The following is a 13289-nucleotide window of genomic DNA, read 5'->3' as shown; positions in this document are numbered from 1 at the left end:
CGGCCGGCATCGTCGTCAAGCTCACCCCACGGCTCGACTCCTCCTCCGGCCCCTCGCGGCCGGCATCGTCGTCAAGCTCACCCCACGGCTCGACTCCTCCTCCGGCCCCTCGCGGCCGGCATCGTCGTCAAGCTATCTTGATCTCGATGTCCGACGAGACCGGCGAGATCGTTGAGCCGCCACCACTACCTGCTGCGTTGCTGGATCCGCGGCCGATCATCGCGGTCGGTGCGCTGGTGTGGCTGGTCGCCGCGGTGGCGGCGTTCGCCGTTCCCGCCCTGACCACCTGGCGACCGCTGACTCTGGCAGGGCTCGCGGTCGGCGTCCTGGGCACATCGATCTTCTTGTGGCAGCGCGCAGCTGCCCGCCGGGGTGCGCGGGGCGCTCAGACCGGGCTCACCACCGAGCCCAGAAGCTAGAGGTAGGGATATGGCGGCGCCGTTACTGCAAGCCGAGGTCGACATCGACGCACCCGTGTCGACGGTGTGGGCGCTGATCAGCGACTTCCGTCGGATGCCGCAGTGGAGTTCGCAGTGCCGCTTGATGCGGCCGTTGGGCCAGGTCCGTCCCGGCACCCGCACCCTCAACCTGAACCGGCGCAACCTGCTGGTCTGGCCGACCACGTCCACCATCGTCGAGCTGGTGCCGGAACAAAAACTGGCATTCCGGGTCAATTTGAACAACACCATCTGGAGCTACGAGCTGCAGCCGCTCGCGGGCGGCACCAGGGTGATCGAGAGCCGGCACGCCGAGAATGGCGTCAAGCCGATTTCCAGCATGGCCGTCAATGCGCTGATGGGCGGAACGGACAGCTTCGAGCGCGAACTCGTCGAGGGCATGAACGTCTCGCTGGCCAGAATCAAGGCCGCCGCGGAAAGCGCCTAGCTCGGCTCCGGCGAACCGTCGCCAGGTTCCTGTACCGATTCCTCGGCGGGCTTGTCCAGCCCTTCTTCGGCTGGGACGTCCGTCGGCTCAGCGGATTGGACGGCGGGCTCTTCGACGGCAAGTTCCGCGGCCGCCTCGACGGCGGGCTCTTCGACGGCGGGCTCCTCGGCAGCAGTTTCCGCGGCCAGCTCGACGGGCGGTTCCACAGCCACCTCAACCGGCGGTTCCACAGCCGCTTCAGCGGGCTGCTCGGCCGGCTTCTCGCTGACGTCCAGCACGCCGTCGTCGAACGGGTCGTACATCGGCGAACCGCCGCCCGCCGGAGCAGGAGTGTCGGAATGCGCGCCACAGCCGTATTCGAAGTCGACCACATGACCATCGGCGGACAACTCGTTGCCGCAAACGCCGAACATCCCACCGAGCGAACCCGCCAGCGGCAGGAAGAAACCGCAGTCGCGGCAGACCCGCTTGGTGGACTGCGCCATCTGCGCGCGGGGCCCGTGATCGCCGTCGTGCCACCGTTCGGCGGCCTCAGCGCGTCCCCAGGGGCTCATCACCTGACGACGTCCCAGCCCGATCTCGCCGGCCGTCTCGTCGACCTGCGGGTCACCGGACGACATGTAACCGGGCACCAGTCGTGGGTCCTCGAGCCGTGGCGCCAGCAGATCGCCCGGACTCAGGTCGCCGGCCCGGACGCGCTGATCCCAGGGCAGCCATTCCGGCGCCAGCAATGATTCCGGCCCGGGCACCAGCACCACTTCGCTGACAGTCGCGTGGTCGGCCCCCGGGTAACTGGCGACTACGACCGCCCACTGCCAACCCTGGTAGCCGGGAAGGTGGGCCAGGAAACGATGCGTCGCGCTGCTCGGGTCCTCGTAGCCGACGCCCAGATAGTCGCCCACGGTGTCATCGCCGCTGCTCTCGACCACGGCCGCGCGGGCCAGATCGGCCGCGCCGGTCAGAACGGTCGCCAATTCAGGCGACCATTCCGTCGTGCTCGATCTGGTCACATCGTCCGTTGTTTCCATGGGCCTCCGATTCTGCCGCACATATGCGAGGTATGGCCACACCGGTCGCCTGCACACCAGCACCGCCGGCATGGGTGAGAATCGAGGTATGGCTGGACGGCGCGGTAATGACCGGGATGCGAGCCGCGGCTCGGCGCCCGGCCGGCGTGGTCGAACCGGGCCGGCCGACGAGCATCCTGGCATGGCCAACTACCCGGCCGACGAGGCGGGCCAACGCCGTCCGCACCGGTCTCCGCCGATGCCCAGCTCCAATCGCTACCTGCCGCCACTGAACCGCGAGAGCAATTCCCAGCGTCGCACCGAGCCGACGCGAGCCGGCTCCTCCGGTGAGCGGGTGACCGTCACCCGGGCCGCCGCGCTGCGCAGTCGCGAAATGGGTTCACGGATGTATGACCTGGTTCAGCGGGCCGCCACCGCCGATGGCGCCGACAAATCCGGGCTGACCGCGCTGACCTGGCCGGTGGTGGCCAACTTCGCCACCGACGCGGCGATGGCGGTCGCGCTGGCCAACACGTTGTTCTTCGCCGCGGCCACCGGGGAGAGCAAGGACAGGGTGGCGCTCTACCTGCTCATCACCATCGCGCCGTTCGCCGTGATCGCCCCGCTGATCGGCCCGGCGCTCGACCGGCTCCAGCACGGTCGCCGGGTCGCGCTGGCGGCGTCATTCGCGCTTCGCACCGTGTTGGCCGTGATTCTGATCGCCAATTACGACGCCGCCACCGGCGGCTATCAATCCTGGGTGCTGTATCCCTGCGCGCTGATGATGATGGTGTTCTCCAAGTCGTTCAGCGTGCTGCGCAGTGCGGTCACGCCGCGGGTGATGCCGCCGACGATCGACCTGGTCCGGGTGAACTCGCGGTTGACCATGTTCGGGCTGCTCGGCGGCACCATCGTGGGTGGCGGTATCGCCGCCGGCATCGAGTACGGCTGCGACCGGCTGCTCCAGCTGCCGGGCGCGCTGTTCGTCGTCATCGCAGTGACGGCAGGCGGAGCCGCGCTGTCGATGCGCATCCCGCGATGGGTTGAAGTCACCGCCGGCGAAGTGCCGGCCACCTTGAGCTACCGGCAGGACACGCCACGCCGCAACTGGCCTGATGAGGTCCGCCGGGCCAGCGGAGCGCTGCGACAACCGTTGGGCCGCAACATCATCACTTCGCTCTGGGGCAACTGCACGATCAAAGTGATGGTCGGGTTCCTGTTTTTGTATCCGGCATTCGTCGCGAAGGCGCACCACGCCAACGGCTGGCGGCAGCTGGCGATGCTCGGGATGATCGGCGCGGCTGCCGGCATCGGTAACTTCGCCGGAAACTTCGCCAGTGCCCGGTTGCGATTGGGCCGACCAGCGGTCCTGGTGCTGCGCTGCGCCCTGGCGGTGACGACTGTCGCGCTGGCCGCTGCGGTCGCCGGAACGCAGCTGATGGTCGCCATCGCCACCCTGGTGACGTCGGGCTCGAGCGCGATCGCGAAGGCGGCGCTCGACGCGTCGCTTCAGGACGATCTGCCGGAGGAGTCGCGGGCGTCGGCGTTCGGACGTTCGGAGTCCACGCTGCAACTCGCCTGGGTACTCGGCGGCGCGATGGGTGTCCTGCTGTACACCGACCTGTGGGTCGGCTTCAGTGTCGTGACGTCGGTGCTGATTCTCGGGCTGGCGCAGACGGTGGTCAGTTTCCATGGCGACTCGCTGATCCCCGGGCTGGGCGGCAACCGGCCGGTGATGGTCGAGCAGGAGGGCGGTCATCAGGAGCATCGGACCGCGTCGGTGCCGCGAGCGTGACGTCGGCGAAAAGGTATGCGCTGCTGGCGATCGTGGCCATATTGACGGTCGCTTCCGGAGTCGGAGCGTGGGCGCTGGCCTATCACCGGGGACCGGTGCGTCCCGAGATCAGCGCGTACTCCAACGGACACACGACGCGGGTGGGGCCCTACCGATACTGCGACGTGCTGGACCTCACCGACTGCCAAAACGCGCAGTCGCAGGGCCAGTTACAGGTGAATTCGCGTGCTCCCGTTCAGCTTTCGGTACCGAAGTCGATCGGCGAGGCGCCGTGGTGGCTGCTGACGGTGTACGAGGACTCCGCCGTTCCCGCGACGACGTTCTACCGCCCCGGTAGCCGGCTCGCGGTCACCATTCCAACCGTCGACTCCCAGCACGGGCGGCTGACCGGGATCGCCGTGCAGTTGATGACGGCATATGTCGACCCGAACGGCGAGGTCCAAGGCGTCCCGCATGCCGAATGGTCGGTCCGCACGGTGTGGAGCTGATTCGCGCGCAGTGATCTAGCGGGTGCTTTCGCCGGCGGTGTTGTGCCGAGATTGTTGTTGGCCGGGCCCGTCCGGGTCGCCATCCTGGTGGTCGAGTTCGTCCTGCATCTCACGCTGCTCCTCGGTCACCTCCCTGGCGTCCTTGGGATGTGGATCGGGCTTGCCACTAGCTTGCTGGTTCACGAGGAACCTTCCTGTCGACTGCCGCGGGTGCGTCCGAGCAGAGTGTCCGGGATCGCGGCATTCGAAACCGGCGGAGGTGTCAGACCGCGCCGTGGTCCGCCGGCACCTGCTCGCCGTCGCGGGGCGGACCAGGAGGCGTGCCGTCACCGAAAGGCTTGCCGCCCAACGACTCCCGGCCGTGAGCCGTCAGCCAATTGGCCAGCTCCGGACCCTTGGGCACGATCCCGCTCGGGTTGATGTCGGCGTGCACCAGGTAGTAGTGCTGCTTGATCTGGACGAAGTCGGTGGTATCGCCAAAACCCGGTGTCTGGAACAGGTCTCGTGCGTACGCCCACAGCACGGGTAGCTCGGTGAGCTTGCTTCGGTTGCACTTGAAGTGACCGTGATAGACGGCATCGAAGCGGGCCAGCGTGGTGAACAGGCGAACGTCGGCTTCGGTGATCGTCTCGCCGACCAGGTACCGCTGCGTCTCGAGCCGATCGCTGACCCAGTCGATGGCGGCGAAAAGCCGTTCGTAAGCATCTTCGTACGCCTGCTGCGAGCCGGCGAAGCCGCACCGGTATACGCCGTTGTTGATCTCGGTGTAGATCCGCTCGCTCACCTCGTCGATCTCGGCGCGTAGAGGCTCGGGATACAGCTGCGGGGCGCCATCGCGGTGGTGGGCCGCCCATTCGGTCGACAGGTCCAGCGTCATCTGCGGGAAATCGTTGGTGACGACCGCTCCGCTCGGCACGTCGACGATCGCCGGCACCGTGATGCCTTTGGGATAGTCCGGGAAGCGGGCGAAGTAGGCGTCCTGCAGGCGCGGGATTTTCAGCACCGGGTCGACACCGTCGGGATCGAGGTCGAACGTCCAGCTGCGCTTGTCGTGGGTGGGGCCGCAAAACCCAATGGAGAGAACATCTTCCAGACCGAGCAGCCGACGGACGATGATCGCGCGGTTGGCCCACGGGCAGGCCCTGGCCACGATCAGCCGATAGCGGTCCGGTTCCACTGGATAACCGTCGCGGCCGTCGGCGGTGATCCGGGTGTCGATGTACTTGGTGTCACGGGCGAATTCGCCGTTCTCGGCGAGGTAGGTAGGGATATCGACCTCCGTCAGGTTTTCGCTACCGATAGAAATCGGTGTTGTTGCGCGAGGCTCAGGCGTCCAACTCGCGCGCCACCGCCTTGACCACCTCGGACACTTTGCGCGCGATCTTGCGATCCGGGTAGCGGCCCTTGCGCAGTTCGGGCTGCACAGTGCCTTCCAGCAGCGTGATCATGTCCTCGACCATGCCGTGTAGCTCGTCGGGGCTGTGCTTGTGCTCGGCCGGGCTCTCACGGCGGGGACGGCTGCCGAGCGTAGGCGGCGGGTCGATCAGTTTCAGGCTCAGCGCCTGCGGACCGCGGCGCCCGGAGGCCAGGCCGAATTCGACCTTCTGCCCCGCTTTCAGGCCTTCGACGCCCGCGGGCAACGCGGAGGAGCGGACGTAGACGTCCTCGCCTTCCTCTTGGGATAGGAAGCCGAATCCCTTCTCAGCGTCGTACCACTTCACCTTGCCAGTCGGCACCGGTCTCACCTGCTTGTCTAACGAATCGCTCACGAGGCCTACACAACGAAGCGCCCCGCCTGCGCAGGACGCGATGACGACCGATCCTACTCGGAACGCTGCCGGCTGAGCACCAGAGTTTCTCGCCTACCCTGGAGTCACCTCTGGAGGGAACGATGCGCCTGATTCTCAATGTCATCTGGCTGGTGTTCGGTGGCCTGTGGCTGGCCCTCGGATATCTGCTCGCGGCGCTGATCTGCTTCGCGCTGATCGTGACGATCCCGTTCGGCTTCGCCTCCCTGCGAATCGCGTCCTACGCGCTGTGGCCGTTCGGACGAACGGTCGTCGACAAGCCCGGCATCCGAACGGGCGCCGTGCTCGGCAATGTCGTCTGGATTCTGCTGTGTGGAATCTGGCTGGCGATCGGGCATCTGGTCAGTGCCGCGGCGATGGCCGTGACGATCGTCGGTATCCCGCTGGCTTTGGCCAACCTGAAGCTGATCCCGGTCTCGCTGGTTCCGCTGGGCAAGGAGATCGTGCCGGTCGACAATCCGGCGCCCTGGACCGCCGCACCGGTCGCGCGGGGCTGAAATTGTCGGCTGAAGCACCGGCCGGTGACCTGGGATTAGTCCCGGAAGGCGCTGTGAAATGAATCACATAACGGTTTGATCACGGCTCGGCAACGGCCTGATTGCGAAGCTCTCAACCAGCGTAAACGGCGGATCCTCCTGGCGTTTTCCCTGCTCGCGACACGCGAAACGCGGCATCTTCCAGAAAATGACTCCACTGCTAACACCAGCTAGCGTCGTGCGCGGGCCCACCGAGTTTCCCTGCGCGGTAGGCCTTCTCGCCTATAGCGCCGAGCTCCATCCAATAGGTGAGTAACGCCAATCCGTGGATGGAGGCGGGGGACCCAATGGTCCGCCGAAATCGAACCTGGGGCCGCTAGCGGCTCCTTGGGGTGAAGCCGGAAAGTTTCCTCCCCGGAAACTCGACGGCCGGGCGACCTCTTCCGCCCGAACCCGACAGCTGACCTCGTAGGCGCGTACGAGAGGACTTTCTTAGGGCTATGAGCGGCCGTCATCGTAAACCCACCACGTCCACCGTCGGCGTCGCAAAACTGGCCTTCACCGGCGCAGTGATCGGCGGCGGCGGCATCGCGTTCGCCGCCAACGCGGCCGCGGCCCCCGATAGCGAATGGGACCGCGTCGCCTCCTGCGAATCCGGCGGCAACTGGGCGATCAACACCGGCAACGGCTACCACGGCGGGTTGCAGTTCTCCCAAGGCACGTGGGCCTCACACGGTGGCAGCGAGTTCGCCTCGTCGGCCAACCAGGCCAGTCGAGACCAGCAGATCGCGGTCGCCGAGCGAGTGCTGGCCTCCCAGGGCAAGGGCGCCTGGCCGGTCTGCGGCCGGGGGCTTTCAGCCGCCACCCCGCGCAACGTGCTTGCCGACGCGCCCGCACCCGACGCTCCGCCGCCCCTGTTCGAGCTCCCGCCTCCACCGGCGGAGCTCCCGCCCCCGCCCGCCGAGCTCCCCCCGCCTCCTGCCGAGCTGCCGCCCCCGCCGGCGCCCGAGCCAGTCGCCGCTGACCCCGCGCCGATGCAGGTGCAGGCCGTGGCCGTGACGGCACCAGCTCCCGAAGCACCGGCACCCGAAGCTCCCGCACCGGAGGCTCCGGCGCCAGAGGCGCCCGCCCCCGAGGCGCCTGCGCCGGCCGATCCTGCGCCCGAACCCGCTCCCCCGGTCGAGCCGGTTCATGCCGAGCCGGTCGCCGCCCAGGCGCCGGTTGACGGTCCGCAAGATGTGCACCAGGCGAATGCTGTGAGCTCGTGGACGGCACTTCCGCAGGACCCGGCACCGGGCTACGTCAAGGACCTGCTCACAGCGATCCAGTCGCAGAACGTGAGCGGTAACCCGGCGCTGCAGTCGCTCGCCTAGCCAGGGCGGCGTTCCGGCGGACGAACCGCCTAGCGGTTGACGTCGGTGACCGGGTGAACGTACGGCAGATCGTCCGCGGGCAGCGGGAAGACCACGTCACCGAACGGCGACAGCGCTCCGACCCGGTCGGAAGCCAGTTCACTCACGGCATGGTCGTCCGGGTTGGACGTCGGCCAGCCGTTGTCGACGTAACGAGTCTTCTGCGCCTTCTTGTCAGCCACGCGGTCCATTCTGACAGGTCCGGCGCGGCGGTGCCCGCTTTACCCTCCGTCGGCGGGGACAGTCCACTCGCGCGACTGCTTTACGCTGGTCAGCAATGACCGAACACACCTCGGGCATCCCGCTGGGGTCATGGCTGGCCGAGCTGCCCGACGAGCGATTGATCCGTCTGCTGGAGTTGCGGCCGGATCTCGCCCAGCCGCCGCCCGGCAGTATCGCCGCACTGGCGGCCCGCGCCCAGGCACGCCAGTCGCTGAAGGCCGCTACCGACGAGCTGGATTTCCTGCGACTGGCGGTCATCGATGCGCTGCTCGTGCTCCAGGCGGACACCGCGCCGGTGCCGGTGCCGAAGTTGTCGGCGCTCATCGGTGACCGGGCACCCGAGGCCGATGTTCTCGACGCGCTCGAGGACCTGAAGGAACGCGCCCTCGCCTGGGGTGACAGCGAGATCCGGGTGGCCGCCGACGCGGGTGGCGGTCTGCCCTGGTACATCGGGCAGGTGACGCTGGAGGACGCGTCGCAAAGCCCTGAGCGGATCGCCGAGCTGATCGACGGTCTCGACGAACCGCAGCGTGAGGTGCTCGACCGTCTTCTGGAAGGTTCCCCGTTGGGACGCACCCGTGACGCGGCACCCGGTGCTCCCGCTGATCGTCCTGTGCCCCAGTTGATTTCGATAGGTTTACTGCGCCGTATCGACGCCGACACGGTGATCCTGCCACGGCACGTCGGACAGGTCATGCGCGGCGAGGAAGCCGGACCGGCACGCCTCGCGGCGCCCGATCCGGTGGTGACCACCACCACCCCGGCCGACGCCGACTCCGCGGCGGCGGGTGCCATCATCGACCTACTCCGCGAACTCGACCTTCTCATCGAAACGCTCAGCGCCACACCTATTTCCGAGCTACGCAGTGGCGGGCTCGGCGTCCGGGAGGTGCGGCGGCTGGCCAAGGTCACCGGCGTCGATGAGGCCCGGCTGGGGCTGATTCTCGAACTCGCCGCCGCGGCCGGGCTGATCGCCAGCGGACTCCCGGACCCGCAACCGGCCGCCGGCGACCCGCCCTACTGGGCCCCGACGGTGGCCGCCGACCGGTTCAGCGAGGCGACCACCGCCGAGCGCTGGCATCTGTTGGCCACCACCTGGCTCGATCTGGCGGCCCGGCCGGCGTTGATCGGGAGTCGCGGGCCAGACGCCAAACCCTATGCTGCGCTTTCTGATTCGCTCTACTCGACGGCGGCACCGCTGGATCGCCGGCTGCTGCTGGACATGCTGACCGGACTGTCGCCCGGATCGGGAGTAGACAAGAACACCGCGTCGGCGGCGTTGATCTGGCGGCGGCCGCGTTGGGCCAAGCGGTTGCAACCCGCGCCGATCGCCGACCTTCTGGATGAAGCGCAGAAGCTCGGCCTGGTGGGCCGCGGGGCGATCAGCACTCCCGGCCGGGTGTTCATCGAAGGCGCCGCGGACGCCGCGATCGCCGCGATGGCACGCGCGTTACCCACCCCGATCGACCACTTTCTGGTGCAGGCCGACTTGACCGTCGTGGTGCCCGGGCCGCTGGAACGTGAGCTGGCCGACGAACTTGCGAAGGTGGCCACCGTCGAATCAGCCGGCACCGCAATGGTGTATCGGGTCAGCGAACCGTCCATCCGGCACGCCCTCGACATCGGCAAAACCGCCGGCGAATTGCACGCCCTGTTCACCAAGCACTCCAAAACGCCGGTGCCACAAGGCTTGACCTACCTGATCGACGACGTGGCCCGCCGGCACGGTCAGCTGCGCCTCGGCATGGCCGCGTCGTTCGTGCGGTGCGAGGACCCCGCGCTGCTCGCCCAGGCCGCCGCCGGGGCCGAACACCTCGGCCTGCGCGTGTTGGCGCCGACCGTGGCGATCTCGCAGGCGCCGATCGGCGAAGTGCTCGCCGCTCTGCAGGACGCCGGCTTCGCCCCGGCCGCCGAAGACTCCACCGGCACCATCGTCGACATCCGGGCCCGCGGCGCGCGGGTTCCCGCCCCGCAGCGCCACCGCGCCCGGCGGCCGACCGGCCAGCCCAGCAGCGAGACGCTGAGCGCGGTGGTTGCGGTGCTGCGGAAAGTCACCACCGCCCCATTCGACAGCCTGCGGATCGATCCGGCGGTGGCGATGTCGCTGTTGCAGCGTGCGGCCCGAGATGAGGACACCGTGCTGATCAAGTACGTCGACGCCGCCGGCGTCGCGACCCAGCGGGTGGTGGCCCCGATCGCGGTGCGAGGTGGGCAGCTGGTCGCGTTCGATTCGGCGTCCAGCAGCGCCCGTGACTTCGCCATTCACCGCATCACGTCGGTGATGCCGGCCGACGCCGACAACTGACTGTCGGCGTCATCCGGATAATGGGAGTATGCCGCCGACGACCCGACCATGCCGCAGGCGCGGCGCCGACGAGGAGGGGTGGCGCTGATGACTGACGGACCACTGATCGTGCAGTCCGACAAGACCGTGCTGCTGGAAGTCGACCATGAGCTCGCCGGCGCGGCGCGGGCGGCCATCGCCCCGTTCGCCGAACTGGAACGCGCACCCGAACACATCCACACCTACCGGATCACCCCGCTGGCCCTGTGGAACGCCCGCGCCGCCGGCCACGACGCCGAGCAGGTCGTCGACGCACTGGTCAGCTTCTCCCGGTACGCGGTACCGCAGCCGCTGCTGGTCGACATCGTGGACACCATGGCCCGCTACGGCCGGCTGCAACTGGTGAAGAGTCCGGTACACGGCCTGACGCTGGTGAGCTTTGACCGCGCGGTGCTCGAAGAAGTGTTGCGGCACAAGAAGATCGCGCCGATGCTGGGCGCCCGCATCGACGACGACACCGTGGTCGTGCATCCCAGCGAGCGCGGGCGGGTCAAGCAGATGCTGCTCAAAATCGGCTGGCCCGCCGAGGATCTGGCCGGCTACGTCAACGGCGAGGCGCACCCGATCAGCTTGTCGCAGGACGGCTGGCAACTGCGCGACTACCAGGAAATGGCCGCCGACTCGTTCTGGGCCGGCGGCTCGGGCGTGGTGGTGCTGCCATGCGGGGCGGGCAAGACGCTGGTCGGGGCCGCGGCGATGGCCAAGGCCAGCGCGACCACGCTGATCCTGGTCACCAACACCGTTGCGGGCCGGCAGTGGAAGCGCGAGCTGATCGCGCGCACGTCGTTGACCGAGGAAGAGATCGGCGAATATTCCGGCGAGCGCAAAGAGATTCGGCCGGTCACCATCGCGACCTACCAGGTGATCACCCGTCGCACCAAGGGCGAGTACCGCCATCTGGAGTTGTTCGACAGCCGCGACTGGGGCCTGATCGTCTACGACGAGGTGCACCTGCTGCCCGCCCCGGTGTTCCGGATGACGGCCGATCTGCAGTCGCGGCGCCGGCTCGGGCTGACCGCGACGCTGATCCGCGAGGACGGCCGCGAGGGTGACGTGTTCTCGTTGATCGGGCCGAAGCGCTACGACGCGCCGTGGAAGGACATCGAGGCGCAGGGCTGGATCGCGCCGGCGGAGTGCATCGAGGTGCGGGTCACGATGACCGACAACGAGCGGATGATCTACGCCACCGCCGAGCCCGAGGAACGCTACAAGCTCTGCTCGACCGCGCATTCGAAAGTCGCTGTGGTCAAGTCGATTCTGGACCGGCATCCGGGTGAACCGACCCTGGTGATCGGCGCCTACCTCGATCAGCTCGACGAGCTCGGCACCATGCTGGACGCCCCGGTGATCCAGGGTTCGACCAAGAACGCCGAACGCGAAGCGCTGTTCGACGCCTTCCGCCGCGGCGAGGTGACCACCCTGGTGGTCTCCAAAGTGGCCAACTTCTCCATTGACTTACCGGAAGCCTCTGTCGCAGTGCAGGTTTCAGGAACGTTCGGGTCGCGACAAGAAGAGGCGCAACGGCTGGGCCGGCTGCTGCGCCCCAAGGCGGACGGCGGCGGAGCGGTGTTCTACTCGGTGGTGGCTCGCGACAGCCTGGACGCGGAGTACGCCGCACACCGACAGCGCTTTCTGGCCGAGCAGGGCTACGGCTACGTGATCCGCGACGCCGACGACCTGTTGGGGCCGACGATCTGACCTGCGTTCAGAGCGACAGGATGGTCGCGGACGCGGTGCCGGGTGCGCCGTACACCTGCGCCAGACCGACGCGCGGGTTGCCGGGCACCTGACGCTCGCCGGCCTCACCGCGTAGCTGACGGACCAGTTCGTGCACCTGACGCAGGCCCGATGCGCCGATCGGCTCGCCGTTGGCGATCAGTCCACCGTCGGTGTTGACCGGAATCGAGCCGTGGATCTCGGTAGCGCCGTCGGCCAGCAGCTTCTCCTGCTCGCCGTCGGCGCACAGGCCCGTCTCGGCCATGTGGATCACTTCGTTGCCGGCGTCGGTGTCCTGAAGTTGAGCGACGTCGACGTCCTCGGGGCCTATACCCGCGGTCTCATAGGCGGCCTTGGAGGCGTAGACGGTCGGCGAGACGTCCTCGTCCAGCGGGGCGAACGTGGCGTGCACTTCGTAGGCGCCATAGGTGCGGGTACGGATCTCGGTGGCGCGCACGTAGACCGGTTTGTCGGTGTACTTGTGCGCGATGTCGGCGCGGCACATGATCACGGCCGCGGCGCCCTCGTCGGGCGCGCAGAACATGTACTGCCGCAGGGGGTAGTTCAGCACCGGCGAGGCCATGATCGCCTCGATCGATATCTCCTTGCGCCGGAAGGCATTCGGATTTAGCGCACCGTTGCGGAAATTCTTGTTGGCAACCCGCGCCAGCGTCTCCTCGGAAATGCCGTGCTTGTGGAAGTAGTGATTGGCTTTCATCCCGAAGAACTTGGTGGTGACGAACTGCCCGTTTTCCGCGTACCACTGCGGCAACGCCAACTTCGCGGGGTCGTCGGTGAACGCGCCGCGCGGGTGCTTGTCCAGCCCGATCGCGATGCCGATGTCGTACTTGCCCAGCCGGATGGTGTCGGCGGTCTGCTGGATCGCGCTGGCCGCGGTGGCACAGGCATTGAAGACGTTGGTGAACGTGATGCCGGTCAGCCCGACCAGCCGGGTGACGGCGTCCGGGTTGGACACCTCGTGGCTGCCGCCGAAGCCGAACTGGATGTCCTTCCAGTCCACCCGGGCGTCGGCCAATGCGGACTGGATGGCCTCGGCGCCCATCTGCATCGCGGTCTTGTCGAAGCGGCCGAACGGGTGCAGTCCGACTCCGATGATGGCGACATCGTTGGTCATC

The 13289-nt window shown here is 67.8% G+C and carries 13 protein-coding genes, 1 pseudogene and 1 riboswitch; of the genes and pseudogenes, 8 read left to right on the top strand and 6 right to left on the bottom strand.

Annotated elements, in window-relative coordinates; all coding sequences use genetic code 11:
• The first annotated feature begins 146 nt into the window (after nucleotides 1-146).
• Both ACZYW1_RS15580 and ACZYW1_RS15575 read left to right on the top strand, forming a co-directional pair.
• Entirely contained in the window at nucleotides 147-419 is a 273-nt protein-coding gene (locus tag ACZYW1_RS15580; protein ID WP_463787081.1) for a DUF2530 domain-containing protein, read from the top strand.
• Nucleotides 420-429: 10 nt separating this feature from the next.
• Nucleotides 430-885 carry an SRPBCC family protein gene (locus ACZYW1_RS15575; RefSeq protein ID WP_463787080.1) on the top strand — a complete coding sequence of 152 codons (456 nt, stop codon included), beginning with the start codon at nucleotides 430-432 and terminating at the stop codon, nucleotides 883-885.
• Between the two features lie 248 nt (nucleotides 886-1133).
• On the opposite strand, the pseudogene ACZYW1_RS15570 reads toward ACZYW1_RS15575, so the two are convergent.
• A pseudogene (locus tag ACZYW1_RS15570) lies at nucleotides 1134-1913 on the bottom strand (DUF3027 domain-containing protein); the annotation flags it as partial.
• Between the two features lie 88 nt (nucleotides 1914-2001).
• On the opposite strand from ACZYW1_RS15570, the gene ACZYW1_RS15565 reads away from it, so the two are divergent.
• Both ACZYW1_RS15565 and ACZYW1_RS15560 read left to right on the top strand, forming a co-directional pair.
• Entirely contained in the window at nucleotides 2002-3687 is a 1686-nt protein-coding gene (locus ACZYW1_RS15565) for an MFS transporter (protein WP_463787078.1), read from the top strand.
• Nucleotides 3684-4175, top strand: coding sequence for a DUF2771 domain-containing protein (locus tag ACZYW1_RS15560; protein WP_463787077.1), 492 nt, complete (start codon nucleotides 3684-3686; stop codon nucleotides 4173-4175). Before ACZYW1_RS15565 ends, ACZYW1_RS15560 begins: the two co-directional genes overlap by 4 nt.
• Nucleotides 4176-4190: 15 nt before the next feature.
• Here ACZYW1_RS15560 and ACZYW1_RS15555 read toward each other — a convergent pair whose 3' ends face one another.
• From ACZYW1_RS15555 to ACZYW1_RS15545, 3 genes are all read right to left on the bottom strand, one after another.
• On the bottom strand, nucleotides 4191-4358 hold the full coding sequence (locus ACZYW1_RS15555; RefSeq protein ID WP_463787076.1) for a hypothetical protein: 168 nt from the start codon (nucleotides 4356-4358) through the stop codon (nucleotides 4191-4193).
• A gap of 79 nt (nucleotides 4359-4437) precedes the next feature.
• A complete protein-coding gene (locus tag ACZYW1_RS15550) occupies nucleotides 4438-5445 on the bottom strand; it encodes a glutathione S-transferase family protein (RefSeq protein WP_463787846.1) in 1008 nt (335 codons plus the stop codon).
• Between the two features lie 55 nt (nucleotides 5446-5500).
• Complete coding sequence (locus ACZYW1_RS15545) at nucleotides 5501-5911, bottom strand: cold-shock protein (protein ID WP_463787075.1); 411 nt, start codon at nucleotides 5909-5911, stop codon at nucleotides 5501-5503.
• A gap of 155 nt (nucleotides 5912-6066) precedes the next feature.
• On the opposite strand from ACZYW1_RS15545, the gene ACZYW1_RS15540 reads away from it, so the two are divergent.
• Both ACZYW1_RS15540 and ACZYW1_RS15535 read left to right on the top strand, forming a co-directional pair.
• Nucleotides 6067-6480, top strand: coding sequence for a YccF domain-containing protein (locus ACZYW1_RS15540; RefSeq protein ID WP_463787074.1), 414 nt, complete (start codon nucleotides 6067-6069; stop codon nucleotides 6478-6480).
• Between the two features lie 285 nt (nucleotides 6481-6765).
• Nucleotides 6766-6949: riboswitch (cyclic di-AMP (ydaO/yuaA leader) on the top strand.
• A gap of 10 nt (nucleotides 6950-6959) precedes the next feature.
• Complete coding sequence (locus ACZYW1_RS15535; RefSeq protein ID WP_463787073.1) at nucleotides 6960-7832, top strand: transglycosylase family protein; 873 nt, start codon at nucleotides 6960-6962, stop codon at nucleotides 7830-7832.
• 29 nt (nucleotides 7833-7861) lie between these two features.
• Here the strand turns inward: ACZYW1_RS15535 and ACZYW1_RS15530 are convergent, their stop codons facing one another.
• Entirely contained in the window at nucleotides 7862-8062 is a 201-nt protein-coding gene (locus ACZYW1_RS15530) for a hypothetical protein (RefSeq protein ID WP_463787072.1), read from the bottom strand.
• Nucleotides 8063-8148: 86 nt separating this feature from the next.
• Here ACZYW1_RS15530 and ACZYW1_RS15525 point away from each other — a divergent pair, with 86 nt between their 5' ends.
• The gene (locus ACZYW1_RS15525) at nucleotides 8149-10398 is read left to right on the top strand and encodes a helicase-associated domain-containing protein (protein ID WP_463787071.1); all 2250 of its coding nucleotides are present in this window, start codon (nucleotides 8149-8151) and stop codon (nucleotides 10396-10398) included.
• Between the two features lie 87 nt (nucleotides 10399-10485).
• Nucleotides 10486-12135 carry a DNA repair helicase XPB gene (locus ACZYW1_RS15520; protein WP_463787070.1) on the top strand — a complete coding sequence of 550 codons (1650 nt, stop codon included), beginning with the start codon at nucleotides 10486-10488 and terminating at the stop codon, nucleotides 12133-12135.
• Nucleotides 12136-12142: 7 nt separating this feature from the next.
• Here ACZYW1_RS15520 and ACZYW1_RS15515 read toward each other — a convergent pair whose 3' ends face one another.
• A complete protein-coding gene (locus ACZYW1_RS15515; RefSeq protein WP_463787068.1) occupies nucleotides 12143-13288 on the bottom strand; it encodes a thiolase family protein in 1146 nt (381 codons plus the stop codon).
• Nucleotide 13289: the final 1 nt, after the last annotated feature.

Source organism: Mycobacterium sp. IDUB_36, from assembly GCF_055419225.1.
This window is presented reverse-complemented; position numbering and strand designations above follow the sequence as displayed.